This window comes from Coleofasciculus chthonoplastes PCC 7420 (genome assembly GCF_000155555.1).
Classification (GTDB): Bacteria; Cyanobacteriota; Cyanobacteriia; order Cyanobacteriales; family Coleofasciculaceae; genus Coleofasciculus; species Coleofasciculus chthonoplastes_A.
On record NZ_DS989848.1, the window covers coordinates 258662 to 284790 of the forward strand.

General features: G+C 43.7%; 18 protein-coding genes and 4 pseudogenes. 7 read left to right on the forward strand and 15 right to left on the reverse strand.

What is annotated here, in order from left to right:
- Nucleotides 1-4: 4 nt before the first annotated feature.
- Nucleotides 5-1448 (forward strand): annotated as a pseudogene (locus tag MC7420_RS38080) (IS5-like element ISMich1 family transposase).
- Nucleotides 1449-1846: 398 nt separating this feature from the next.
- Nucleotides 1847-2002 carry a hypothetical protein gene (locus tag MC7420_RS39660; protein ID WP_157453161.1) on the forward strand — a complete coding sequence of 52 codons (156 nt, stop codon included), beginning with the start codon at nucleotides 1847-1849 and terminating at the stop codon, nucleotides 2000-2002.
- A gap of 16 nt (nucleotides 2003-2018) precedes the next feature.
- Here MC7420_RS39660 and MC7420_RS13365 read toward each other — a convergent pair whose 3' ends face one another.
- Nucleotides 2019-2240, reverse strand: a complete 222-nt coding sequence (locus tag MC7420_RS13365; protein WP_006100819.1) for a hypothetical protein — start codon at nucleotides 2238-2240, stop codon at nucleotides 2019-2021.
- Between the two features lie 54 nt (nucleotides 2241-2294).
- Nucleotides 2295-3584, reverse strand: a complete 1290-nt coding sequence (locus MC7420_RS13370) for a TetR family transcriptional regulator (RefSeq protein WP_044206995.1) — start codon at nucleotides 3582-3584, stop codon at nucleotides 2295-2297.
- 105 nt (nucleotides 3585-3689) lie between these two features.
- Between MC7420_RS13370 and MC7420_RS13375 the strand changes: the two genes are divergently transcribed.
- From MC7420_RS13375 to MC7420_RS13385, 3 genes and pseudogenes are all read left to right on the forward strand, one after another.
- On the forward strand, nucleotides 3690-4538 hold the full coding sequence (locus tag MC7420_RS13375) for an acyl-CoA desaturase (protein ID WP_044206998.1): 849 nt from the start codon (nucleotides 3690-3692) through the stop codon (nucleotides 4536-4538).
- A 451-nt stretch (nucleotides 4539-4989) separates the two neighbouring features.
- Nucleotides 4990-5904: an acyl-CoA desaturase gene (locus MC7420_RS13380; protein ID WP_006100946.1), complete on the forward strand. Its 915-nt coding sequence runs from the start codon at nucleotides 4990-4992 to the stop codon at nucleotides 5902-5904.
- A 313-nt stretch (nucleotides 5905-6217) separates the two neighbouring features.
- Nucleotides 6218-6646 (forward strand): annotated as a pseudogene (locus MC7420_RS13385) (helix-turn-helix domain-containing protein); the annotation flags it as partial.
- Nucleotides 6647-7313: 667 nt separating this feature from the next.
- On the opposite strand, the pseudogene MC7420_RS13390 reads toward MC7420_RS13385, so the two are convergent.
- The 9 genes and pseudogenes from MC7420_RS13390 to MC7420_RS41450 form a co-directional block, all read right to left on the reverse strand.
- Nucleotides 7314-9061, reverse strand: a pseudogene (locus MC7420_RS13390) (IS1634 family transposase).
- Nucleotides 9062-9217: 156 nt separating this feature from the next.
- The gene (locus MC7420_RS13395; protein ID WP_006100875.1) at nucleotides 9218-9814 is read right to left on the reverse strand and encodes a hypothetical protein; all 597 of its coding nucleotides are present in this window, start codon (nucleotides 9812-9814) and stop codon (nucleotides 9218-9220) included.
- 519 nt (nucleotides 9815-10333) lie between these two features.
- Nucleotides 10334-10669, reverse strand: coding sequence for a XisI protein (locus MC7420_RS13400; RefSeq protein WP_044207001.1), 336 nt, complete (start codon nucleotides 10667-10669; stop codon nucleotides 10334-10336).
- A 240-nt stretch (nucleotides 10670-10909) separates the two neighbouring features.
- A complete protein-coding gene (locus tag MC7420_RS41445) occupies nucleotides 10910-11074 on the reverse strand; it encodes a hypothetical protein (RefSeq protein ID WP_198016451.1) in 165 nt (54 codons plus the stop codon).
- 50 nt (nucleotides 11075-11124) lie between these two features.
- Nucleotides 11125-11763, reverse strand: a complete 639-nt coding sequence (locus tag MC7420_RS13410) for a Uma2 family endonuclease (protein WP_044207007.1) — start codon at nucleotides 11761-11763, stop codon at nucleotides 11125-11127.
- Between the two features lie 112 nt (nucleotides 11764-11875).
- Complete coding sequence (locus MC7420_RS13415; protein ID WP_044207010.1) at nucleotides 11876-13408, reverse strand: flavin monoamine oxidase family protein; 1533 nt, start codon at nucleotides 13406-13408, stop codon at nucleotides 11876-11878.
- A gap of 202 nt (nucleotides 13409-13610) precedes the next feature.
- Nucleotides 13611-15140, reverse strand: a complete 1530-nt coding sequence (locus MC7420_RS13420) for a hypothetical protein (RefSeq protein WP_044207012.1) — start codon at nucleotides 15138-15140, stop codon at nucleotides 13611-13613.
- Nucleotides 15141-15391: 251 nt separating this feature from the next.
- On the reverse strand, nucleotides 15392-15544 hold the full coding sequence (locus tag MC7420_RS39675) for a hypothetical protein (RefSeq protein WP_006100989.1): 153 nt from the start codon (nucleotides 15542-15544) through the stop codon (nucleotides 15392-15394).
- Between the two features lie 445 nt (nucleotides 15545-15989).
- Complete coding sequence (locus tag MC7420_RS41450) at nucleotides 15990-16139, reverse strand: hypothetical protein (protein ID WP_006100908.1); 150 nt, start codon at nucleotides 16137-16139, stop codon at nucleotides 15990-15992.
- 505 nt (nucleotides 16140-16644) lie between these two features.
- On the opposite strand from MC7420_RS41450, the gene MC7420_RS39680 reads away from it, so the two are divergent.
- Together MC7420_RS39680 and MC7420_RS13430 are read left to right on the forward strand one after the other, a co-directional pair.
- Nucleotides 16645-20910 carry a S8 family serine peptidase gene (locus MC7420_RS39680; protein WP_006101000.1) on the forward strand — a complete coding sequence of 1422 codons (4266 nt, stop codon included), beginning with the start codon at nucleotides 16645-16647 and terminating at the stop codon, nucleotides 20908-20910.
- A gap of 315 nt (nucleotides 20911-21225) precedes the next feature.
- Nucleotides 21226-21762, forward strand: coding sequence for a peptidoglycan-binding domain-containing protein (locus tag MC7420_RS13430; RefSeq protein WP_006100860.1), 537 nt, complete (start codon nucleotides 21226-21228; stop codon nucleotides 21760-21762).
- Nucleotides 21763-21843: 81 nt separating this feature from the next.
- Here the strand turns inward: MC7420_RS13430 and hisS are convergent, their stop codons facing one another.
- The 4 genes and pseudogenes from hisS to MC7420_RS13450 all read right to left on the reverse strand — a co-directional run bounded on the left by hisS (nucleotide 21844) and on the right by MC7420_RS13450 (nucleotide 26064).
- A complete protein-coding gene (gene hisS, locus MC7420_RS13435) occupies nucleotides 21844-23232 on the reverse strand; it encodes a histidine--tRNA ligase (RefSeq protein ID WP_006100799.1) in 1389 nt (462 codons plus the stop codon).
- A 133-nt stretch (nucleotides 23233-23365) separates the two neighbouring features.
- Entirely contained in the window at nucleotides 23366-24331 is a 966-nt protein-coding gene (gene egtD / locus MC7420_RS13440; protein ID WP_044207014.1) for an L-histidine N(alpha)-methyltransferase, read from the reverse strand.
- A gap of 133 nt (nucleotides 24332-24464) precedes the next feature.
- Nucleotides 24465-24641: pseudogene (locus tag MC7420_RS44075) on the reverse strand (RRXRR domain-containing protein); the annotation flags it as partial.
- Nucleotides 24642-25110: 469 nt separating this feature from the next.
- Nucleotides 25111-26064, reverse strand: coding sequence for a J domain-containing protein (locus MC7420_RS13450; protein ID WP_006100866.1), 954 nt, complete (start codon nucleotides 26062-26064; stop codon nucleotides 25111-25113).
- Nucleotides 26065-26129 lie beyond the last annotated feature (65 nt).

Genomic DNA, 26129 nt, shown 5'->3' on the forward strand with positions numbered 1-26129 from the left:
GTAGATGTACCGAAAAGTTGAGAACGCCCCCAGGGAAGCCGAAGATTTTGAACTACCATTTGAAGGAAAGTTATCACAGGATAACCGCTGGGTAATCATGGCTTCTTTAGTACCTTGGGAGGAATTTGAAGAAGAATATGCCCAAAATTTTTCTGCGGAAATGGGAGCGCCAGCGCTACCATTTAGGGTAGCACTGGGTTCATTAATAATCAAAGAAAAACTAGGAATAAGTGATAGAGAGACAGTCGAACAAATCAAAGAAAACCCTTACTTACAATACTTTATAGGTCAAAGGCATTACAGCAGCGAAGCTCCTTATGACTCATCACTATTGGCCAGATTCCGGGAAAGGATAAATGTGAATCTAGTCAACCGAATAAATGAGAAAATGGTGAAGAAAAGTCAATCAGAGACGGATGAAGAAGCTAAAAAAAAAGTGCCGAAATCCAAAGTCAAGAAAGAAGAGAGTCAGCCAATAAAGGACAACTAATAGTTGATGCAAGCTGTGTGCCAGGAGATATAAGTTATCCCAATGATTTGGGGATATTAAATAAAGCTAGGGTCAAAACCGAAAAAATAATAGACAGTCTATATGAACCCCTGAAGGATCAACTAAATAAAAAACCAAAAACTTATAGAAATAGAGCCAGAAAGAATTACTTAAAAGTAGCAAAGAAAAAGAGACAAACAAGAAAAGAAATAAGAAAAGCAATAAAAAACAACTGCAATACATAAAGAGAAACTTGGGGAGTATAGACGCGCTAGTTAAGGCAGGGTCTAGTCTTGGGGCATTGAGTCGTACTGAATATAAGAGCCTGTTGGTAGTTAGCGAAATCTATCGTCAGCAAGAATGGATGTACAATAATAAAGTTCATAGAATTGAGCATAGAATAGTAAATGTGAGTCAAGCCCATATCCGTCCAATAGTTAGAGGCAAAGCGGGAGTTGCCGTAGAATTTGGAGCTAAAATATCGGCAAGTGTAAGAGATGGATACGTATTTTTAGACCGTATCAGTTGGGATAACTTTAATGAATCTGTCGATTTAAAAGCTCAAATAGAAGCTTATTATAACTACACAGGATTCTATCCAGAATCCGTTCATGTAGATAAAATCTATCGCAGTCGAGCCAATCGATCCTTCTGTAAAGAAAAAGGAATTAGAATCAGTGGCCCTCCCTTAGGAAGACCGAAAGCCAATGTCAGTCAAGAATTAAAGAAACAAGCTCAAGAAGACGAGAGAATTCGCAATAATATTGAAGGAAAATTTGGCATATCAAAACGTAGATATAGCCTAAGTCGCGTCATGGCTAAACTACCTCATACGTCCGAAACAGCTATTGCCATTACTTTCCTCGTCATGAATCTGTCTGCCCTGCTCAGGCAGGTTTTTTGTCTTTTTTATATATATTCCACAATCAAGTCTTTTTCGGCGTCAATTCATTATTAAACCTTATAATTAAGCGAATCGTTAACAACAATAACTTAAGTTCGCTGTCGTATTATATAACTACTTAATCCATCAGTTGTGTTTCTTCGACTTATTCAGCAGACCCTAATTCTGTTCCTCCGCCTGTTGCTTATGCTATCGCTAAAGAAATCTATAAATCTCTTACCTTATGGCAAAAAAATGACCAATATTTCGAGCAAAATCTGATCCGTTCATAACAACCCATTATTGCCAGACTACATCTTTGCTTATGCCTACCATATTTGAGATATTCGGCTTCCCTGTGGATGACCGCAGTCAAGAGGTAGAGGTGATCCGAAAGTCTCGTCAGTGTCCATTTATGTTTAAGAACTGTTGATATACCCAACAATCCACGACGCAATATTAGTTTAGTAATCATGGATTATTCAGCTAGTGTGGATAATACACAAGAGATGTCGTTGAAATATACTCTTGATGGAGATGCTGGAATAGACTTTGATGGGAGTAATAGTTTTACAGATATTCTACTGCCTAAAATAGTACCTCCAAAAGTTGAACTACTTAAGGCGTAGGATAACATCGCCAAAATTATAGCTGGTCATATTCAGCATCATCTGGATTATCCCAGACCTTCATAAATGTATTTTCCGAAAGTTTAGCGGCTTCTCGAACCATCGTCTGATGCTGCTCGCTGCGTCCGAGTAAAAAATCGACAAAATCGGCTACTTCTTCAACTTTACCAGGAGGCAAGTCGCGGATTTTTTTAATTAGCGTTTGTTCAAAAGAATTGAGGACAACTGTATTATTCATACTTTGAGTATAGTTTGTATGGCTTATTTTAGCATCTGACAAAAAGCGAGTTACTCAAGGCTTTTGATCTAAACTAATCGCCCGATACAACGCCGTTTTTTCCTTTGCCCTACGAACATAAGGTTCTAATTGTTTTACATCCAAACCGCTTAAAATACTCAAATCCTCCACATTCATCCCTCTCATTAACAGTTCCACGCACCATGTCTGTCGCGCTTGCTCAATTGAGGGAGATGGCGTTTCCAACTCAGCGGTAAAGTTACGCCATGCCGCTCTTAATTCTGGCACAGACATCCGTTCCAATGCTTCATTAACAAACAGGGGTGAACGATCATCTTTACGACTTTTGAGCCATTGGTTTAAGGGATTGCGGGTGTATGAACCATAGCGTTTGCCCATAATCCACTGATTGACAGGGACTTGGCGCACGTTACCGTGAGTCACTTTTAATAAGTGTCTATGGGCGTCACTAATTTGGTGCGATCGCTCTAAGCCAATAATTTCTTCTACCCGCAATCCTGCACCAAAGAGGACATAAGCGAGAGCATAATCCCGTAAGCCGCTTTTTTTGGCTTGTTGCAAAATGTCATGCACTAAGGATGCGGGTAAATCGGCTACCGTCTCAGAGGAAATCACCTGAGAAGGCGCATTCGGTGAAGAATCGGGGACAGGCTGGCGCATTATCTCCCCTGTATCGCCGCTTCCTGGCTCTTCCTCCGCCTCTTCCCGTCTCTGTATCTCTCCGTCTGCAAAAGCTCCGTGTAAGATGAGTTCGACCAAACTTTGCAAAAAATCCTCCTGATTCTGCCAAAGCCTGTGGAACTCGCTGGTTAGTTCAATCACCAAATACCCAAATAACATCCCATTAACCAAACTGGCTAATTTTTCCGCTGATAAACGTAAATGTAAGCGATCGCGTTGAATTACGGTGGTAAGATAATCAGCAAAGTCCAGGTTGGCTTGAGTCACACCTTCTCCTAACGCCTGACGATGCTCAACCGTATATTTTCCTGACTCCCCAACCACAGAACGCAGTAATTCGGGCATTTGCGTGAGAACCTGAAGGCGATCGCGTCCATAGTTAATTAGCGCCTGCTCAAACGTCGTTGTCTGATCGACTTGAGCTCTGAGTGATTCACCCAGACGGGTAAACACCCCAGAGTCTTCGATCACCGCTAAGAGTAATCCTTGTTTGTTACCAAAGTGACGGAACAGCGTGACTTCATTAACCTGGGCTAATTCAGCAATCTGACGTGTAGTCGTCTCGGTAACCCCCTGAACGGTAAACAACTCAAGCGCTGCTTGAATCAAACGCGCTCGTGTTGTAGAACTGGTACGAGACATAGTTTAGTAATGTAAGTAACACTTGCATTTTGATGGATAAATCGTTAAGCTGATGATAGAAGTGTAAGTAACACTTGCACCTCAATTCCTACTGTAACGATTCTCATGACTAATCATTCAATCTCAGTGCCTCCTCAAAGTCGCACTAACTTACCCTTCCATTGGCCCAGTCTGCTATTTTTTGGCACGATTCACGCTTTGGCACTGCTGGCGCCCTGGTTTTTTTCATGGTCAGCCTTGGGAGTAATGATACTTCTCCACTGGCTCTTTGGCAGTATTGGCATCTGCTTATCCTATCATCGGCTTTTGACCCATCGGAGTTTTCAAGTGCCTAAGTGGTTAGAATATATCCTGACCACCATCGGGGCTGTAGCTCTACAAGGGGGACCAATCTTCTGGGTAGCAGGACACCGTCAGCATCATGCTCACCCCGATGATGCAAACAAAGACCCTTACTCAGCACGACATGGGTTTTGGTGGAGTCACATGCTTTGGCTGTTTTATCACAAACCCGAATTTTTTGATTACGAAGTTTATCAGAAATACGCTCCTGATATGGCGAGAGACGCCTATTATCGCTGGTTAGATCGCTACTTCTTATTGTTACAACTTCCTTTGGGTCTATTGCTTTACGTAGTCGGAGGATGGCAATTTGTATTCTGGGGTGTCTTTGTCCGAGCTGTCGTACTGTGGCACAGCACCTGGTTAATTAATTCTGCCACTCACCTGCGCGGTTATCAGACTTATGAAGTTAATGATGGTTCTCGCAATCTCTGGTGGGCAGCTATCTTAACCTACGGAGAAGGTTGGCACAACAATCACCACGCTCATCCCAATGTTGCTCCGGCTGGACGTAAATGGTGGGAAATCGATATGACATGGTGGGCAATTCAACTACTACAAGGAGTAGGTTTAGCGAAGAAAGTAGTCCTACCGCCCCAAAAGGCAGCCTAGTCAAACGCTTGGGCAGTTTAAACCTATGCCCTTGAGGGTCGCGAAGGGTCAAAAGTTTGTTTTGATCAGATTTTTTGAAGAGTTAGCCAATGTAGGTATTGTTCTACTCTGAATTTTTAATTTGAAAATAGCTTGATGCTAACTCAATTAATAATTTATGAACCGCGCCTTACTTCGTGAAGACGCGGATTGCCAGAGGTAACCTGGCAGGAAGTCATGAATAGGGCATGAGTTGGTAAGGGATAATCACTCCTCGGTTTACGAGAGTTGAAACCGAGGACTCCCGCGAACACGTTAAATTTAATATTCATGAGTTACATTGAACCGCATGACTTGACAAGGGTAGTTATGTGGTTGTTTTTTAGCTCAGAGGAGTTTCTCGGTAATAGGAAAGTAGGGTCAGGTTTCATTAACGGCTTATTCAACCATCCTTTTAGGACAATAGAAAAAAATGAGGCAGTATTCTCCACTGACAATTATTTCTTATCTAATCGGCCCGACGCTGATTATCTTTAGCCATATCGGATCGTTACTTGTTTTAATCACGGGTTTATCGTGGGGTGCCTTCCTATGGATCATATTTTTATATGTCATCCGTATGCTGGCAACAACTGGCATCTACCATCGACTACTCACCCACAAAAGCTATCAGGCTCCGGCTCCAGTTCTATGGGTAGGAAGTATAGTGGGAGCATCAGCGGGACAGATGGGTCCAAGTTGGTGGAAAGCACACCATGTAGCCCATCATAAACATGTCGATCAAGATCTTGATCCCCATTCCCCCTGTACACCCTTTCAGGGGATCAGAGGATTTTATTGGTCTCAAGGAGGTTGGCTACTATCTCCCCGCTTCTTTCCTGACAAGCTACCTGCCGATGTTGAGAGTGATACTGTTTTAAAGGTGATTGATCGTTTGCACTTTATCCCTCTAGTAGCACTGGGAGTGATTTCTTATCTCATCGGTGGCGTTGAATATCTGGGTGCTTTTTTTCTCAGCACAACGCTGCTGTTTCATGGCGTGCAAACCGTCAACTCCCTTTGCCATATTGTGGGTAAACAACCTTTTATAACTAACGATCTCAGTTGCAATAATCAGTTTGTAGCATTTTTAACTCTGGGTGAAGGCTGGCATAATCTCCATCATGCCTTTCAGTCATCCAGTCGCCAGGGGATAACCATTCGTTCTGGACAGGTTGTCTATCTTCCAGATCCCACGTTTAGCTTCATTAAAATGCTTGAGTTCTTCAAGTTAGCGTCAAAGCTTAAAGTGCCGACTGAAACCAAGCTGCTGGCGTGTGCCAAGGTTCTAAGTGTTCAACCGCCAGAGTTGCCAGCCGTCGTAACGACATCAGTGGATTTAGAATAACCTTGAGGTAAGTTGAGGTAAGCCTTACATTGTTTTGTTTTGGGGAAACTTCACTCTAATTCCACGTATTCGGCTAAATTGTCAATTTGGGGATCAGGAAACCGATAAAGTAAACGCCATAGCACGTTTTAATTTAAAGACGGCTTGAGGCTAACTCAATTTAACTGACGAGGGGTTTGGGGAGCTATAAGTCCTACGCCATAATCTCTGATTTGGCGTTGGGATGCCTTCACTCCCCAAGTCAATTGAGCGGGGTTCGATGCCCCCGAAATTGACGTTTACCATTTTGATAAAAGAGTGGTAGAATCTAGTCATGATTCTCAACTACACCTACCGTATCAAACCCGACCAACAGCAAACCCAACTTCTCGATGAGTGGTTGGAAACGCTGCGGGTGTCCTATAACTATGGGTTACGGGAACTCAAGGATTGGATTGCTTCTCGCAAGTGTCCAATAGATCGGTGTAGCTTGGAATCTGAGTACATTATGAGTGGTTGGCATATTCAACTTCCCAAATTAGGGAAAGTCGAAATCAACCTGCATCGACCTATCCCTGACGGGTTTGTAGTCAAACAAGTGCGGATGGTCAAAAAGGCGATGGGATGGTTTGCAGTTATCTGTCTGTACTCAGATGTCGAGATTCCAGAACCTTCCCCTCATGGTCATGCCATTGGAGTTGATGTGGGACTGCTTTCCTACTTGGCAACCAGCGATGGCTACTCTGAGCCTGGACGCAAATTCTTGCTCAATCGTGGACTAGAAACGTATCCAGGGACTCTGGAAAAGCAAGAAATTGGCTCTCAAGTCGAGGTGTCGGGGGCGATGAGCCTAGATAAATGGCGTAGGGGAGCAATGCCTTATCGTGAGGTAAGGAAGCCTACACCGTAATCTTCGATTCGGTGTAGGAGGATGTCACTAATTACAGCGTATTGCAAGTTCGTGAGGTACAGTCTTTACCCTCTGACCCTCTGATCAAGTAGTAGCACTATGTAGGTGTACTTCATTTACCTGCAATCTGCTGTAAATCTAATACTCAGTGGTTAAAATGAACTACCCAGACCTCAACGAAGTAGGTCTGGGTAGTTCATCCCTTCTTTTCATCTTGACAGACCAGTAGTCAGTTACTTCTACCCTACATTCCGCAGATCTTGACTCAGAGCATTAGGAAAGAATAAAAAATTCACTTCGACAAAACCAATAGGTCTAACAATTCTTGTGTTTATGTTGCTTTTTTTCTCATTTTTAGGCAAACAAGGAATATTAATGATGGAAATTTATCACCCTACATTTAGAAAATAATTTCATGGATAAATCTTGGATATTTTTTCCACCACAATTATCACGAAAACATTTTTTTTCGCGGATAACTTCGGATAATGACCAAATATTATTAGTTTTCTACTCGGATTTATCCATCTTCAATAATTAAATAGTATTCTCGACAATATTTTCCTAAATGTTTCAATATATGTTGACGTTCTGACGTTAAATTGTTCACGTATTTCTCCCCTTCTACAGTCACTAAATGGACGGCTTGAAACATCTGAAATATCCATCTCATTGTCGGTCTACCTGTTAATTTTTTGACCTGATTCTTCACCGCTTCATTAGCAGCAGCTAATTCTTGTCTTAATTTTCTTTGAGCGAGATTATATACTAACAAGCACAGTCCCATTATCATGGCAATCGCTTCCACCCTCTGGGGATTTTTAACAAATACACTTGATGTGAAAAATAACGGATCTTTGATAAATCTAAATCCTCTTTCATTGCTTTGTTGTCCTTTGTATTCTTCTAATATCTCTTGATTACTTGCCTCATTTTTGTATAATATATTCGTGGCTAAAATAAATCGACCTGCTTTAATTTTTTCCGCTTCGATGACGGATTCTCGCCTCTCAACTTGACCGCTAATTTGATAGAAATTTTTCTGCCTCTTTTCTACAGTTTGCTTGACTCGTTTTTCTCGACATTCAATTTCCTTTATTTGGTGATATTTCCACGAATTAGAAAGTGTTTTTATCGCTTTCTCTGCGTCGTCTTTACAAGCAAACAACTGTCTGTAAATCTTGCGTACACTGGCTTGTGCTTTTTCTTCTTGTTTTTCTATATGCTTGTCTATTTGTTTGATTCTTGCTTTTTTTCTTGCTTCGCTTTCTACCACTACCCATCTTTGTTTGATTCCGCCGTATTCACTTTCTCGCTCAGCCATCTTATATCCTTTTATTTGGCTCTCTTCCCATTCATTGTCTTCAATCTCTACTATTTTATTTTTTGCCTCTTTCACACTTAATGGCACTCTTGTTATCCATTTCATTCCTCTCATCGCTGATAAATTATCCGCTGTGTACAAGGCACTATCTCCCACGTATATCCCCGAAAATGTCCACTGTTTTTTAAATTCTTTCAATCTTTCGACAAATACACTTTTATCATCGACATTTCCGGAATCGACTTTTAGATACAATGGCACGTCTCCATCTCCGGTTACAATCATGTCAATGATAAATTGTTTCAGATCGGGTCTTTTATCTCTCGAATATCCATGAACTATTTCTATGGCTTTCATCTCGGGTTCTACTTCTTGATCTTTTCCTTCAATTGTCTCACTACTTTTTTCCTTTGTTTCATACTCTCCTTCAACTGATATTGAACTTCCATCTATATGAACGCTTTTCATTTCTACTTGAAAAATATGCGTCGCTTTTAGGGATATAGCAATCCTATTTAGGTTGTGGCAATTTTCAAAAATGAAACCCTTGCTATACCTGGCTTTCGAGCTTTTCGCTTGTTGCATCCTATTTAGGATTGCTATATTGCTGTAAATATTTCCGTTATTCCCGCTCGGTGGTATTTGTCTAATCCTCTTCCTAATCGGTCATCATTCAAATGTTCAGGCAATACTCCTTCTCCTATTAGATGTTCGGTGGCTTTTCCCACAAAAAAGTTTTCAAATAGATATAAGGGGGCGCTCAAAAACCCTAAGCCGTTCAAGATCATCGCTTTCATTACTTGTCCAGGAGTGAGAGTTTCTTTGTTTCTTATTCCCACTATTTTATTCACTTCTTCCACCAATCCCATCTCATCTATTATTCCCGCTACTATTCCTAAATGGTCTAAATTTTCGATTTTTAGCGTATTCTGGCTCTCTTTCATGCTTTTTTCCCCTTAGTCTTTGATTCTTTTATTTTACATTAAAAACGCCTGGAACAATCACTGCACAAGCGTTTAGCACTTATTCTCATTTAATTTTATCGTTATGAATCCTGTTGAAATATCTGCGGAATGTAGGTTCTACCGCGCTGCACTACCTTACTCTGTTTCACCACCAGCGAAGGTTTCCGTTTCATTTTCCGTTTCATCCATTGGGGGTTCAGCCTGGTCATGAGGGAGTAGAGACTCTAAAGAATGAACTGTTGATGTTGAGTCCGATAGAGGAGGTTTGCCATTACCGTTGCCGTTGGGGGCATAGTGAAGGCGAATATCTTGTTGGGGAATTGCAATAGGGATTCCTTCTTCACGAAAACGTTCCTGAATTATAAAGGTTAAGTCTTCGTATTCTAGATAGTCACGATGGGGCAACAAGAAACCTCCATTTTCTAGTTCAAAAATGCGAGCAAATTTGAGAAAATCAAGGTGAAATGTGTTGCTTAATATTTCATTTATATAATTCAGCTTTAAACCTGTTTTTGTCACTTGAGCAGCACCGCAGTATTCAGCATAGTAGCCTTCTTCATTATCGCCGTTCATATTCCATAGTGTATAAACGCGGACGGTTCCCACCCAGTAATCACTGAAAGCATTTATACTTGGTAAAGTTTTTAGAAGTTGAATGTCTTGTTCAATAGCTTTAGGATTTAACTTATTGCTAATCCCGCCAATAAGTTCAGTGTAAGGTTGATTTTGCATTGTTTTAGAGAAATAATTACTAATGTGATTAGGTATAATTAGAATCTTCCATATACATTATAATTTGAGGACAAAGCAAAGTCAAAAATCTCCTGTGCAGATAAGTTGAACTAGGGAAAAGTTGGGGAAACAATGGGAGTTTCTGATTGTTCGGGATACCAGCTGATAAATTCATCAAAGCTGTATAGTTTTAGTTCGGCTTGGGCTTGAGTCATAGATCGTTTTCAGATTATTGTGAGCGTTTGTAATTCAAACTATTTGACAAAAATGTCATTTATTTGTAAAATATTTAAACTTTCGAGAACATCAATCGTTGATAGAAACAGCCCTGCTCTCTCCCTGGCTCTCTGTCTTGCTTTGGGGACTTGCCCCGTTATTAGAATGAAACAGCCCTGCTTCTCGAAGGGGATAAGCTGTCATGCATTTAAATTGGGAATGGGTAGCGAGCAAGATGCTCGCACTACAAGAATTTCGCCCTTATTGATATTAAGGTTTAAATGCCGAACAGCTTATGAATCGCTAAGCAACAGCGTATCCGGTGTGCTGTCGCACGTAGGGCGGATGAAAAGCTAAAACAATTTTATCTTTGGGAACTCCGGCGGCGACGAGTTCATCAGTAATGCCATCTTCAGTCCCGTCAAAATGAATCCAGAGTTTTTCATTAAGGATTTGAACGTGAATTAGGCAGTGGTGAATATGCTTCTTGCCGTCCCAGCCTTCATTCATCAGGAGAAAGTGGTTCCTGTCTTCGCTGACAATTACGATACTATTAATCTGTCCGTGAATATGGGGAATGCTGGCGTATTTTGAAATGATTTTGTGGATGTAGTTGCGATATTGGTCTAGTGTATCCATTTGACTATAACCTCCTCAATTGGGTCGAAAATAATGAGTTTAATGGGATGATTGGCTAGAACAATTTGTACAATTGGTTCTTACCGTGTCGTGGTAAGCTGTCATGCATTTAAATTGGGTATTAGTAGCGAGCAAGATGCAAAGCCTGCGGCATGGCTTCGCTTAACGCACTACAAGGCTTTCGCCATTACTGATATTAAGGTTTAAATGCCGAACAGCTTAGATGTCCTTTGCCATGGGCTATTCCCCCAAAAGGTTGAGCGGCTGAACATTGGTTTGAGTGGATTGGGTGGCTTTGGATTTGCGCCTCTTGTTTAATTTTGCCTTAGTCTCATTCCCCGGCAAAAAAGACGCGAGGTTGCTGGTGAGGATAGGATTCACCCAACCATCCTTGATATCGCTCATGTTCTCCTGGAGCAAAAAAGGCATAAGAGCCAGAACCCAGCTTAGCTTCTTCATCCCAAATACAAAGCCAAGTCAAAAATCTCCTGTGCAGATAAGTTGAACTGGGGAAAAGTTGGGGAAACAATGGGAGTATTTCCCGTAAAGGGCGTCATCTGATATTCTCCATCAACCAAATTACAAACAAAAAATGTAGGTTGCTTGGGGTTCCCGATAAACTTTCTCGCCCCCAAGGCGGCATAATCGATGATCCAATATTCCTCAATGCCCATTTCTTCATAATCTCGAAGTTTATTGTAGTAATCGTCACGCCAATTAGTGGAAACAACCTCGACAATTAATTTGACTGAATCTGAATTTTGGATAATTGATTCACTTTCCCACCGAGATTCCATTCCAATGGTTTCTTGGTTTAACACAATGATGTCCGGTTCATAACCTGATTTTTCCCGTTTGGGTTTGACAATCGACTCTCTAGGAATAGTCCAAATACCTCCTTTGCCTATCTGCCTAATAACGATCAACAGTTGCTCAATCAGGGAACCGGTTAGATTTGAATGTTTCCCCTTTGGCTTGGGCATTTCGATAATTACTCCATCATGCAGTTCGTACCGTACTTCTGATTGTTCGGGATACCAGCTGATAAATTCATCAAAGCTGTATAGTTTTAGTTCGGCTTGGGCTTGAGTCATAGATCGTTTTCAGATTATTGTGAGCGTTTGTCATTCAAAATATTTGACAAAATTGTCATTAACTCATTTAGGGTGACTGTAGAATAATTTTCGATCTTAACGCTTATTTGAGTCAGCTATTTTCAAGAACATCAATTGTTGCCGCAAGTGCTGTCTGAATTGCCCCTTGCACCGAAGCATGATTAATGCCCAGATGTTCCCCGGCAAAAAAGACGCGAGGTTGCTGGTGAGGATAGGATTCACCCAACCATCCTTGATATCGCTCATGTTCTCCTGGAGCAAAAAAGGCATAAGAGCCAGAACCCAGTTTAGCCTTTTCATCCCAAATATAGTGAACGATATCATCAACGTATGGCTCAATCTGAGGATGGAGTTGCTTAACCTCACGTAACGTCAATTCAGTGCGATCGCCTTCTTCCAGACTCCGGAATTTTCGTGAATTCCCTTCCCAACGATACGCTGCTGTAAACGCAGACGGTTGATGGGAACGTTCGCGATCGCATGCTATCCAGTCAGGATTGTCTGATTGTTTATCTGCCAAGATAGCATTATCATCAGGATACCAACACTTTTCGATATTTAAGTCAGTAAAACTTCCGCCACCATAAATCCCATCCTCAAACTCCCAAGGACGAGCGGTACAGTGGAATAAGGTTTTCGCGGCGCTACAATACCCCAGACTGTTAATCGCTTCCCTTTGTTTAACAGGTAAAGGCGGATCAAAATCGATTTTTGCCAAAGCCGTAGTCGGAACCGTACAGATGACAAAATCAAACTCGGCGCTTTGTTTACCCTGTAAACTATTCCAGTGGAGTTTAACACCAGAATCCGTTAGTTCTATGGCGGTTACCTGGGCTTGAGTCTGAATGTCCCCTGGTATTCTTTCCGCAAAAGCGTTTACCAGGGTTTCCATCCCGCCGACTAACTTGTATTGTTCCACGCGATGCCAAGCCAAAAAGTCAATTAACCCATTCAAAAGAGAAACTTGATTATAATGGAGCATCCCTGTCGCGTGACCGACGAATTCAAAGGCATCGGGGGAGAGGCGATCGCGAAAATATTGGGTTACTGAGAGGCTGTCGTATTCTCTTAGTCGGGAACTGGTGAAGCTAGGGGAAAACATCTCCCATTTCTCCTGATTAGACAAAGACTCAATTAACTCCTCTAAAATAGTTTCGTAAATTACTGCCGGGTCTTGCTGCTCTTCAGGAGTTAAATTGTAGTTATATAATAGGGGTTTATACTTGTTAAGGCGAGTCTTTTGCCCACGTAAATAATAGTAAGCGGCGGGATTGTAACTAACAAATTGTCTTCTTTTTAACTTAAATTTATCCATATAATGGAGGGTGCAACCATGACTAGCCGGAACCCTCATGGCGCCCAATTCGGCATGAGTGCCATCACTGAAGTAGTGAGTATAAATACGACCCCCTAAACGCCCAGACGCTTCCAACAGAGTAACCTGGTGCTGCAATTGACTCAATTCATAAGCACAGGTAAGTCCAGCAATTCCCCCACCGATAATACCAATGCTTTGGCGACTTCCCTGGGAATCATAACTATCCAGAGAACCCGGATGAGAGTAGAGACGATCAAAGGAAAACGGTTGATTTAACTGTTGTTGATAACGATAAGGATTAAACATTGATTCAGATACAATTACAATTATTCCCAGAGCCAAATTAACCCTTAGCCTAGGGGCGCAGGCTCCGTCAAGGGGTTGTAGAGACGTAAGGCGTGGAACGTCTGGGAGCAGAGGGAGTGCGATCGCGTTTGCCATTATATACCGGGCATTCGTAGGGGCTTGGTCACCAAGGGAACCAAGTAAGGGCTTGGGAACCAAGCCCCTACTCTAAATCAACATATTCGGCTAAATTTTCAATTTGGGGATCACTAAACCGATACAGTAAACACCACAGCACGGTATAACTCCCATCTAAACGCTGGTGAACGGGTTGAAACGCCACAATCACATCGCTGCTGGGTGTGTTGAGTATTTCTGGTAAATAACGGCGCTGCGCCCGGGAAATTGGTTCTCCTTCAAGTACAGCTTCGGGTAACTGGAATTGAATTAATCGAACCAAATACGTATTATTTAATTTTACCTCTGAACCGATAGCCGCCGGTGGGCTTAAAGGCGGGACAAACCCAATCCCATCTTTACCCGTATAAAAGCGCCGTTGGTCTATTTGTAAAGCTTCTACGTCATTGGGCGGACGATAGTTCAGAAATAAATCTCGTTGTTCAGGTGTAAGCGTAGGAATTGTGTTGAGATTGGCGTCGAGTTCGTCTAAAGAAACATCACCCAAATTGACAATAAAACCATAATCCAACCCTTGCAAAGAAATGGTAAAGTTTCCATTTTCAATCTCCAGCGCCAAGCTGGGAACAGAATCCGTCGCCGATTCAACCCCAGTCGTTAAGGGAAAGGGTTGGGGGAGGGGAGATTGCAGGCGGTTTCGCAGCTTATTGGGATCAGGTTGATAGCTTTCGGCGAGGAATATACGGGCAATCCCGGTGTTGGATTGCTCAAGAAAGTCGGCATATCGTTGGGGTTCTAAGGGTAAAAGACCCAAAGTACTCTGAGTGGGAATTACCGAGTAGACACCGGGGTCAATGATACGAGCCGAGTCGGGAAATGCGGGTAATGTGGGTAATAGTTGTTCCCGTGCGGCTAAAAGAGTTTGGGTGACAGCTTCTGGAGGCGCGATCGCAGGTTGTAACGGCTGTCTCTGATAGTCTGTAAGGGGGCGCTTTGTTGGCATACCCAAGACAGGCGGTTCCGGTTCTGGAAAGTCGGGTACAGGTGCAAATTCAGGACGAAGTGGTGTGGCTAAATTCAACCGCAAGCCTGGACGTTGATCATCTAGTGGTATGGTACTAGGTGCAGCTAACCCAGCTAGCATCGGTAACCGCATATCCAACAGATCAACCATTGGTTCCAGCTTTTGGGTAGATACATAAAGATTGCAGTATACCTGTCGCTGGGGTAAGGTTAACGGTGCAGGAACATCAGGATCAGGTGTTCCGTTATTACAGAGAAACTGGGGAATTCGATACTGACTATTCAAGAAGCGTTCCACTTTGCCGAGATGTAAGAAAAGTTGCGATCGCGTCGCTTCTACTTGATATACATTAGGACTGTAGAATGCCCCCTCAATCCGATTAATCAAATTCAGTTGTTCTTGAACCAGTTGTTCTGCGGGACGCCAAAATCCTGGGGCAAAGCTAGATTGTGCTATTGTATCTTGGGCTTTTGCCGTTGAGGGCGAAAGTAGCGGGAACGATAGGGATAAGGATAGTAACACCAATAACGATGAGTAGTGCATAAACTGTAGGGGCGCATGGCGTGCGCCCGATTTAACGGTAGAATCCACTCCACCATTTTAGCTGTGTCATGTTAGTAGTGGCTCGGCACACCTTATTTGAGCAATTAACCATTAGCCCGGAAACTGTAGGGGCGCCCGATTCAATCGTCAAGTCTATTCCATCATTTTAGCTGTGTCAATCCAGTAGCGTAACGCGAAGTGTTAGCGAGTAACAAGCGTCGGAATAAGCATTAGTATCTGGAGAGATTCTTCATTTCGCTTCGCTTCATTCTCTAATCACATAATTGGACACTTGATTACTATTGGACTTTAGACGAATCCGATACTGCACAGCGAGCGATCGCACTTCTTTTGATACCACGATTCACGACATACCCCTTGACTCTTTCTTTCTGCTTCGCTACTGACATTTCCTTAGCTTGACTCAATCCCGTTTCGGCTAAATTTGTCAATCGATTATAATTTAAACTATTATTTCACCCAGAACAGTTTAAATTTTTAAATCATGCTTCCATCTCAACAAAACGTCATAATTGATCATTTTTGACCCGTTTTCCGGAATTATCTACGAATTTTCAAGGGTTACAGCAATTGTGAGATGAGTGTGCGATTTTCAGGTATATTATCTATGGTGGGTTTTTTCTGGGCAAAATTAATTTTGATACAGCTCAACCCCTTGAATCTTCGTAACACTTTGTATAATGTTTGGTTTTCGTCTCACTCCCAACCTCCCCCTTGGACGCATGTGTTTTGTTAAAGTTATAATAAAAATTATTGCCAACTATTGACAAAAAAACAGATGATACAGAAGGGATAGCACTTTCTAGAACAGTAAATCCTAAGAGACACAGATTGACACAGACAACTAAATAATTCCCCCACCAGCTAATCATTTTTTTATCCTTTGAGCGCTCGATTAATACCCAATCCGATGAAGTCACCCTTGGCTAAATTAACCTGATTGCGTTGCTGGGGACAAGACTCCGGGGGAACTAAGTCACCCTGATAAGCTGTTATGCATTTAAATTGGGTATTAGTAGCGAGCAAGATGCAAAGCCTGCGGCATGGCTTCGCTAAACGCACTACAAGGATTGTGCCATTATAGACACTGTGCCTAAGTCCTGTAGGGGTTTCAATGTCGGCTGGGACAGTTGGTTATGTGGATGTTCATAAGTTTTGTTAACTATTTGGATTTCCGGCAAAGAAACGTCTATACTCCTCAACTAGACATCGATGTTCTAACCTTACGGCTACATAAGTAAGGTTAAATTCAGGTTAATTTTTGAGGACTTACGCCCGAGAGCGTAAACCTCCCAGATACAGTGTTTCGTTGCATTAGTTTTGACTTACATTCATTGAGCGTGAAGGAGTAAATCCTGTGTCTGACCGTTCAGTTTTTGTAAAGTTTTGTCAAAAAAATCGTTCATTCGCGTAAAATTCGCTGCCCAATCCAGAGTAGTCAGTGAAAGTTCACGAGTTGCAGCGAATCGACTGGAATGAAATAGCCACTCGATCGGATTTTCTAAGAAATTTTGTTGAAGGAGTGAGACCTATGTCCACTAACGATTTGTTCGATCAATCCGACAACAGCCAAATTGAACTCAATGGCTCAGTAGACTTAGAAGACGAGAGTACGAATCAAGACGAGACTACGAATCAGGTAGCTGTTGCGCCTAAGCGAGAGATGGAGTCACCTGAATTCCAAGCCTTAGTGCAAGAACTCTCTAGCACCATGGGTGTAGAAGGGACAGCCTACGCCGCCGGTGAGGTGATTGTTAAAGTTAATTTATCGATTCCCACGAATCAAATTAACGCTCTCAAAACTAGCCTTGGCGCCAATGTAAAAGAGTCCACTCAAACGATGGGCATTCAACTTTGGGAAATTCCAGGGATGAGCGTCGCCGAAGCCATCGCCCTTTATAGCAACGATCCCGCCATTGAATATATCGAACCCAACTATATCGTTTCCACCACTACCACTGTTCCCAATGACCCGGAATTCAATCAACTTTGGGGGTTAAATAATACCGGACAGACAGGTGGTACGGCTGACGCAGACATTGATGCTCCCGAAGCCTGGGATATTGAAACCGGAAACAATATAGTCGTTGGGGTGATTGATACCGGGGTGGATTATAACCATCCCGATCTCAATGACAATATGTGGACAAATCCGGGAGAAATTGCCGGAAATGGGATTGATGATGATAACAACGGCTACGTTGATGATGTCTACGGTTGGGACTTTATTAATAACGATAACGACCCCTTTGACGACAACAGTCACGGCACTCACGTAGCCGGAACCATCGCTGCGGAAGGAAATAACGGTATCGGTGTGACGGGTGTCAGTTGGTCTGCCGATATTATGGCGCTCAAGTTCCTAGGATCTTCGGGTTCGGGTTCCTACTTCGATGCGATTCAAGCGATAGAATATGCCACGATGATGGGCGCTAACCTGACCAACAATAGCTGGCGTGGCTATAGCTTTTCCCAGGGATTGAGGGATGCGATCGCGGCGGCGGGTAATGCAGGACAATTGTTTGTTGCTGCAGCAGGTAATGAAAATAACAACAACGATACAAGACCAGCTTACCCTGCTAGCTATAACCTAGATAACATTATTTCTGTCGCCTCCACCGACGATGATGATCGACGGTCGAGTTTTTCCAACTACGGAGCAACCTCTGTAGATTTGGGCGCACCAGGCTCCTCCGTATACAGCACGATTCCTGGGGGTGGATACGGTTTTAAGAGTGGGACATCCATGGCAAGTCCTCACGTCGCAGGTGTTGCTAGTTTGGTTTGGTCTGACGACCCCACATTAACAGCCCAACAGGTCAAGGATCGCATCCTAGCAACCGTTGACCCAATTCCAGCATTACAAGGCATAACCGTTTCAGGTGGGCGGCTCAATGCCTACAGCGCCCTGACTGGCTCTACCCCTCCTCCAGTTCTTCCCGTACTCTTTGATGACTTTGACCCAGACATTGACAATAGCCAATGGTCAAACATTACCAACGGTACAGCCAATAGCAACTTTGTTGGCAGTGATGGGAACTCGCTTTGGTTTAACGGAGGTTCTCCTGGCGGTAGCTCTCGTTTTGCCATCACCAACCTGGTAGATGTTGCTAATGGCGGCACGATTACCTTTGACCTGATCTTTGGCAATAGCTCCAATGGTGGCGAAAATGCCGATCCAGGGGAAGACGTGGTGCTGGAATACTCCACAAACGGTGGCACCACTTGGAACCAGTTTGGTCTTTACGACACAGAAGCCTTCACCACTTGGACAACCCTAACGGAGACGATTCCTACTGCTGCTCAGACGAGTAGCACCAACTTCCGTTGGCGGCAAATCGCTCACAGTGGCAATAGTTTCGATAACTGGGCAATCGATAATGTAACGGTTGGACCACCGATCCTCAACAGCGTTGTTGATGACTTTGACCCAGACATTGACAATAGCCAATGGGCAACAATCACCAATGGAACCGCTAATAGCAACTTTGTCGGTAGTGATGGGAACTCGCTGTGGTTTAGTGGGGGTTCTTCTGGTGGGAACTCTCGCTTTGCCACTACAAACTTTGTCGATGTCTCCAATGGCGGTACAGTCTTCTTTGACTTGATTTTTGGCAATAGCTCCAATGGTGGCGAGAATGCCGATGCTGGGGAAGATGTAGTACTGGAATATTCCATCAATGGTGGTACTAGCTGGACTCAGCTTGGACTCTATGACACCGAAGATTTCACCAGTTGGACAACACTCATCGAAACAGTTCCTACCGCAGCCCAAACCAGTAGCACCAGTTTCCGCTGGCGACAAATCAATCATAGTGGTAGTAGTACAGATAACTGGGCGATCGATAATGTGTTTGTCGGAGCATCTACGCCAGGAGAAATTAGCGGCAGTAAGTGGAATGATTTTAACGGAAATGGGCAGCGAGATGCTGGTGAACCGGGTATCGCTGGTTGGACAGTCTATCTGGATGATAACGAGAACGGTCAACTCGATTCCGGTGAAACATCCACAACCACCGATGTTAACGGTAATTATACGTTTACTAACCTGACTCCCGGTATCTACAACGTTGCCGAGGTGCTGCGACCGGGTTGGCAAGCCACATCTCCAACTTCGGTTAACTACCAATGGTCTGACAGCGACCAACCTGGTGGTCCGACTTTTAACTGGGTGGATATCTCAAGATTGGGTACAAGGCTCAGTTTAAGTGATGATTCTTTCGCCCAAGTTAACTTACCCTTCAACTTCTCTTTCTTCGGAGAAGATAAAAATACGGTCAAGATTTCCTCAAATGGATACCTGGGTTTTGGCTCTGAAGCCCGTGATTTTAGTAATGATCCCATTCTCAATCCCAATCAACCCAATGATTTCATTGCACCCTTCTGGGATGATTTGAATCCCGGTCGGGGAGGTGCGGTTTATTACTACCACGATCAAGTTGAGGATCAATTCATTGTTCAGTATCAGGATATTCCTCGTTACTCTAGTGGTGGTTCCCTGACATTTCAGGCGATCCTAGACTCAGATGGCAGCATTCTCTATCAATACGATGAAATGAATGCCATCTTAACTAGTGCCACGATTGGCATCGAAAATGCTGATGCTTCAGAAGGGGTACAAGTGGCGTACAACCAGAGCTATGTCCACGACGACTTAGCTGTCAGTATTATACCTACGCCCGGTACTCCCCAACCTCAAAGGGTGGTGTTGCGTCCTGGTGATACAGTCACGAACATCGACTTTGGCAATCAAAAGATTGCTCCCACTCCGATTTTTGGTACCCGTGGCGATGATGTTTTCACCATTACTGACAGTCCAGTCATCGTTTTTGCCCTGGCTGGGGACGATGAGGTGGATGGCTCAGGAAGCATTGGTGGGAATCAGTTCTACGGCGGTAAAGGCGATGATACACTGATTGGCAATAGCTACGACCAATTATTTGGTGAAGCTGGCGATGATCGCTTGGATGTATCCAATGGTGCAGGAAATAACCTGCTCGATGGTGGAAAAGGCGACGACGAACTGTTAGCTAACCTCAACGACCAGTTGTTTGGCGGCAAAGGTCATGATACCCTGGATGCTTCCAATGGTGGCGGAAATAACCTGCTCGATGGAGGCAAAGGTGACGATGTTCTGTTAGCTGGCTCGAATGACCACCTATTAGGCGGCAAGGGTGAAGATATCCTCAATGCCTTAAATGGTGGCGGAAATAATCTGCTCGATGGAGGTAAAGGTGACGATAACCTCTTCGCTGGCTCAAATGACCAACTTTTGGGCGGTGACGGCGACGATATCCTTAACGCTTCCGTTGGTACAGGAAATAACAGCCTTGATGGTGGTAAAGGTGATGACAATCTCTTAGCTGGCTTCAATGACCAATTGTCCGGTGGCGATGGCGATGATATTCTTAATGCCTCGTTCGGTTCGGGCAATAACAGTCTGGATGGTGGCAAAGGTGATGATATCCTGATTGCTGGTTTCAATGACCAACTCTCAGGCGGCGACGGCGATGATCTATTGTTTGGTGGTTATGGTGGTAGCACCATGACGGGTGGCAATGGTGATGAGCAGTTCTGGATTGTTAATGGCTTTATTCCCACTGCGGCTCACACGATTACTGACTTTGAGCTAGAAATTGACCGGATTGGCATTCGTGGTTTAGGGATCACGTTCCAACAGCTTGACCTGATTCAAGATGGTAATGATACTCGCGTTAGTGCCTTCAATACAGACCTAGCTATCTTGAGTGGGATTCAAGCGAGTGCCCTCAACAGTAGCGATTTTATTCTCGCCTAGCCTAGTTAATTGCGCGGTTGAAACCGCAGCTACACAAACGAAACCCGCCTGCGCGGGTTTCCACAGGTTGAGATAAAATCCGTTAAATTGAATTAAGCGATCGCGTACTTGAACCTTCCCACTCAGGCGCGATCGCTTTTGCGTGATTTCCTTTCCGATGAACCTACTGTAGGATTAAGTTGAGAGAGACTACATCCTTGAACCCAATTCACCCAATCGGATGATTGACAAGACCTTTCTTTTGGCTGATTGGGTTAGCCCGGATAAGTTATCCGCCATCAACAATCTCTTAAATTTAATGTCACGCTCTGTATTATGCAAGCACTTTTTAATCCAGAAACAACATCCAAGGTTAGACTCACCGCTAAATCGTCGGTTCGCAAACCTATACTGCAACTGGGTTCTGTGGGAGCCGAGGTTTTAGAACTACAAAAGCTTTTGGCTCATTGCGGCACTTATACGGGTCCAATGGGGGGGTATTTTGATCGCTCGGTCCATGATGCTGTGATGGAATTTCAGCAAAGTATGTTCCTCAAAGCCGATGGTATTGTCGATTCCCTGACGTGGCAAGCTCTTTATCAGGGTGCCCCAGTTAATATGCCTGTACTCAATCGAGGCAGCAGACATGATATGGTAATTCCTGTACAGTGGGTGCTGCATCTGACTCAGGATTATTCAGCGCCAATTGATGGTGATTTTGGCGAACAAACAGAACGCGCTGTGCGATCGTTCCAAAAACGTCATGGCTTAGTGGAAGATGGAGTGGTCAGTGAGCCAACCTGGTATGCTCTTAGTCAGGTTCATGTCAGTTTGCTCCATAACCGTTATCAAGAGGCTTTGGTGGCAGTGTAGTTCAGTGTTCTTGTCTGTAATTGATGTTACAAAATTACCCCTTTTGTAGAGACGTTGCATGCAACGTCTCTACAGGAATGCTTAGGCTAGTTGCTTGCTCACCTCATTAGCTAGCTGCTCTATATTGACAGCAATTTGCTCTCCGGTTCTCATGTTTTTCAAACCGCATTTTTGAGCGGCTGCTTCTTCAGAGCCAATAATGACACACAAGGGAATTCCCCGTTTATCAGCTTGCTGTAACTGTTTGCCCACAGAGCGCTCGTCAAAACTGGTAATCGTACTAATTCCCGCCTGACGCAGTTTCTGAGATACCTCTAAATATAAAGGCATTAAGTCACTTTGCATATTCACCACCATCACTTGGGCGGGTGTAGAGGAGAAAGACTCCAGAATCCCGGCTTGAATCAACCGACTCATCAATCGAGTTAAGCCGATGGAAATGCCCACTCCTGGCATTTTATCGCCAACAAACATGCCCACGAGTTCTTCATAGCGTCCCCCGGAACAAATACTACCCAAGGCTTCATGACCCACGAGTGTAGTTTCATACACCGTTCCCGTATAATAATCTAATCCACGGGCAATGGAGAGGTCAATGCAAAATACGCGATCGCTCACCCCCAAATTCCGCACTCCGGTAATCACAGTTTCTAGTTCAGCAATGCCCGTTTTCAATACCTGAGCGTCTGGTTTATCCTCAAGCATGGCGTTTAATTGTGCCAACACCTCATCCACCGAACCCTGAATCTTGGTGAAGGTAAGAATTTGCTCGACTTGTTCATCGGATAACCCTTCAGCCAAGAGCGCTTTTTTCACCTTTGTTTCGCCAATTTTCTCCGCTGCATCTACAATCCGGATAGAGGGCATAATTTTGCTCTCATCTAAACCAATTGATTCAAAGAACCCACTGAGAACTTTACGATTGTTGATGCGAATCAAAAAGTCTCCAATATTAATCGCCGTAAAAATTTCAGCAATAATCGCCGGAATTTGGGCATCATAGAGCAAACTCAGCTTATTACGACCCACTACATCAATATCACATTGACGAAATTGGCGATAGCGTCCCGCTTTTGCCCGTTCTCCCCGAAATACCACATCTATCTGATAACGGGCAAAGGGAAACTGAAGTTCATTTAGGTGACGGGCAATATAAGCCGCTAAGGGAACCGTCTGATCAAACTTTAATGCCCTCTCTTCTGAACCACTTTCTCCCGCCTGTTCTTTTTCGGCTTGGCGATTGGGCGGCAAAATTGGTTGCAACCCGTAAATAATATTATCCCCTTGATTTCCTTTGGCTTGCAGAACTTCTAATCGCTCAACTGCTGGAGTTTCGATAGGTGTGAATCCATATCGCTCAAAAACTTGGCGGATAGTATCTATCAAATACATCTCCAGACGTTTTTCGCCGGGGAGAAATTCGGGAAAACCACTTGGACAAGAAAAGTTTATTTTGTCAGCTTTTGCCATTTTTCAGGGAACAGGGAACAGAGAACAGGGAACAGGGAACAGGGATGTAGGGGCGGGTTTTACCGCTCACATTTTGCCATAAACCGATAATTTGACTAAACCCGCCCTTCTAGGGAACCGGGAATTAAAATTTCTAATGGCTAATCGTTAGGTAGTGGAGACTGAAGAGATGATCAGCATCTGTCCATACCTGTTGAGCATCGAATCCAGCATAATTTGCCATATCCTGGAACTCTTCAATGCTGTATTTATATGAATTTTCGGTGTGAATCGTTTCATCTTGGCGAAAGTGAAACGGTGTCTTATCGATGATAACAGTTTGTTCCTTGAGACTGACTAAGTGCATCTCAATGCGACTTTCATCTTGATTATAAAAAGCCCAGTGGTGAAAGTGTGATAAATCAAAATTAGCGTTTAACTCCTGATTAATCCGATCTAACAGGTTGAGATTAAATGCAGCCGTGACTCCCTGGGCATCATTATAGGCAGCATTTAAAATAGCTGGATCTTTTTTCAAATCGACACCAATTAACATGCTATCACCTTTATCCAAAAGACGACGCGACTGTTTCAGCAGATGGATGGCTTCCTGGGGATGGAGATTGCCAATCGTGGAACCCGGAAAGAAAATTAGCTTGTGATTAACAGGTTTTTTGCTGTAGGGTGGCAGTTGAAAATCTTGGGTATAATCCGCACAAACCGCGATCACATCCAAGTCAGGATAGGATTGTGCTAGTTCTGCTGACGCTTGCAGCATGTGTTCTTGGGAGATATCGATGGGCATATAGCCGGCTAGGTGCGGCAAGGCATCCAACAGAAGGCGGACTTTGGCACTACTGCCACTACCATACTCGATCAGCAAGCAATCTTGACCCACGAGTTGGGCAATGTCCCGGCAATAGGTTTTTAACAGATGAATTTCTGTCCGGGTGGGATAGTATTCCTCCACCTCACAGATCTGATCAAACAGTTCTGACCCACGTTTATCATAAAAGAACTTGGGCGCGATCGCTTTTTGGGGTTGAGTCAAACCCTTGAATATCTCCTCACGTAAGCTGCTTAGGTGCGGCTTATAATCGTAAAACTCTAGATTATTCATTAGCTTTGTTTTTCTTGTCTTCGGCTAACCCTAGCCACTGTCTAAGTTGCGTCGTACCGTTGCCGTCTCTTTGCCATCCTTGGTGGGTTGTAACGGTCGCCAACTCAGATAGCCACTTAAGCATCTGTCGTTGTCCTATGGCTATAGGTTGGGTGTCTTCTCCTGTCTCAAAGGTTAGCTGAATGGTAAAACATTCTAAGTCGTTGTGCATGATTTTGGCTTTACCCTCTTTCAGCCAACGCCTAGCACGACTAGGCTTAGTAGGCATTAGGGGTTTACCTGATTTTGATAGAACTGGTACTCGTAACATGGAGATAATCCTCACGAGTGAGTGTTTACATTGAGCGAAGTCGAAATGTAGTCCCTTCCCGCCATCTCAACCAAGATGTCCTAACAATCGCGAGCGACTCGACAAAAAGTCTTAAAGATAACTTGGACTAGGGAAGTATCCAAGAGTTTGTACCAGGTTGAGACTCTATGCGGTATTCAATACTTAGTTGCCGTTTGTCCGGCAATCCTCGTCCTCAGGGAGTAGGGCGGGGTATTGAATCTGCTAACCACCTACAGGGTGGATTCCTTTCCTATCATCTACCGCCAACGATCCTTTTTGCAAGTTATCTCATGTCCGGTTGAATACTTAGGGGCTGCTGAATAAGTGTTGTGGTGAGGGGGAGCTGGGGAAGCAAGGGTACATTTTCCCTGAGCAAGTGATGCTATACATTACTTACAAGCTGCGCCCACAAGGGGACGCAGCAGTTGATCCTTTGTCCCTGATTCCCTTACTTTTTCTTGCCGCCAAACAATCCTCCAAATAAACCCCCGCCACCCGATTGCTCTTTCGGCTTTTTGCCTGAACCCGATTTCTGGGTTAATTTGTCGATATATTGTTTCCCTTTCAATGCGTTTTCTTCCTGCGGATTTAATTGCAAGGCTTTATTAATGTGAACCTTAGCCATGGACACTTGATTTTGCTTTAAATAAGCTAACCCTAATAAGCCATGACATTTGCTATTGGTTTGCTCTAATTTGAGAGCTTCTCGTAATTCTAAAACAGCACCCGCAAAATTGTTTTTCTGCATGTAGCTGTCAGCACGGCTGATATAGGCAGCAACTTTTGAGCCTTCTTGAGTTCCACCCCCCTTGGTTGAGGCATCACTGGTAGCAGCGCCAGCTTGGGTTTTCTTGACCGCCTTACCCGGTCCGGCTGTTTTGGAAACGGCTGTTCCTGGAGAGGTTTTGCCGATGCCGGATTTGGATGTTTTTCCTTTAAGCATCAAGTAAACTAAGTTGAGTTCACTGATTTCGCCAGTGACGTCCACAACTCGATCAAGAGATTCGTATTGCTTAGAGGCTAGCGATTTCAAGGAATTTCGATAAACAGCATCGGCATTTGCACCAGCTTTTGCCAATTGTTTAGCCACGTCACTGTAAATAGAAATTTTTCCTCCTTCTGCGGCTAGACGCTTACCCATGTGTCCTAAACTGATTCTATAGTCGCGACTGCCGCGAAACAGTTGTTCCTTGGCAGGATTGACGAGTTTGGTTAGCAGTTCATTGGCTTGCTGTTTTTCCTCGTCTGTTTTGAATTTGCTGCTGTCAGGGTGGAGACGGCGAGTTACTTTGAGATACTGCTTCCGGACTGTCTTCTCATCCGCATCGACGGGAACGCCTAGAATGGCATGATAATCCGTGAAATCATACTTAAAGAGTCCGCGTTCAATTTCAAAAGCCATAGGGTGCTGTCCAATTGCTGTGACGAAAGAATAGTTTTATAGTCTGTCTTAGAGATGAGAGACCC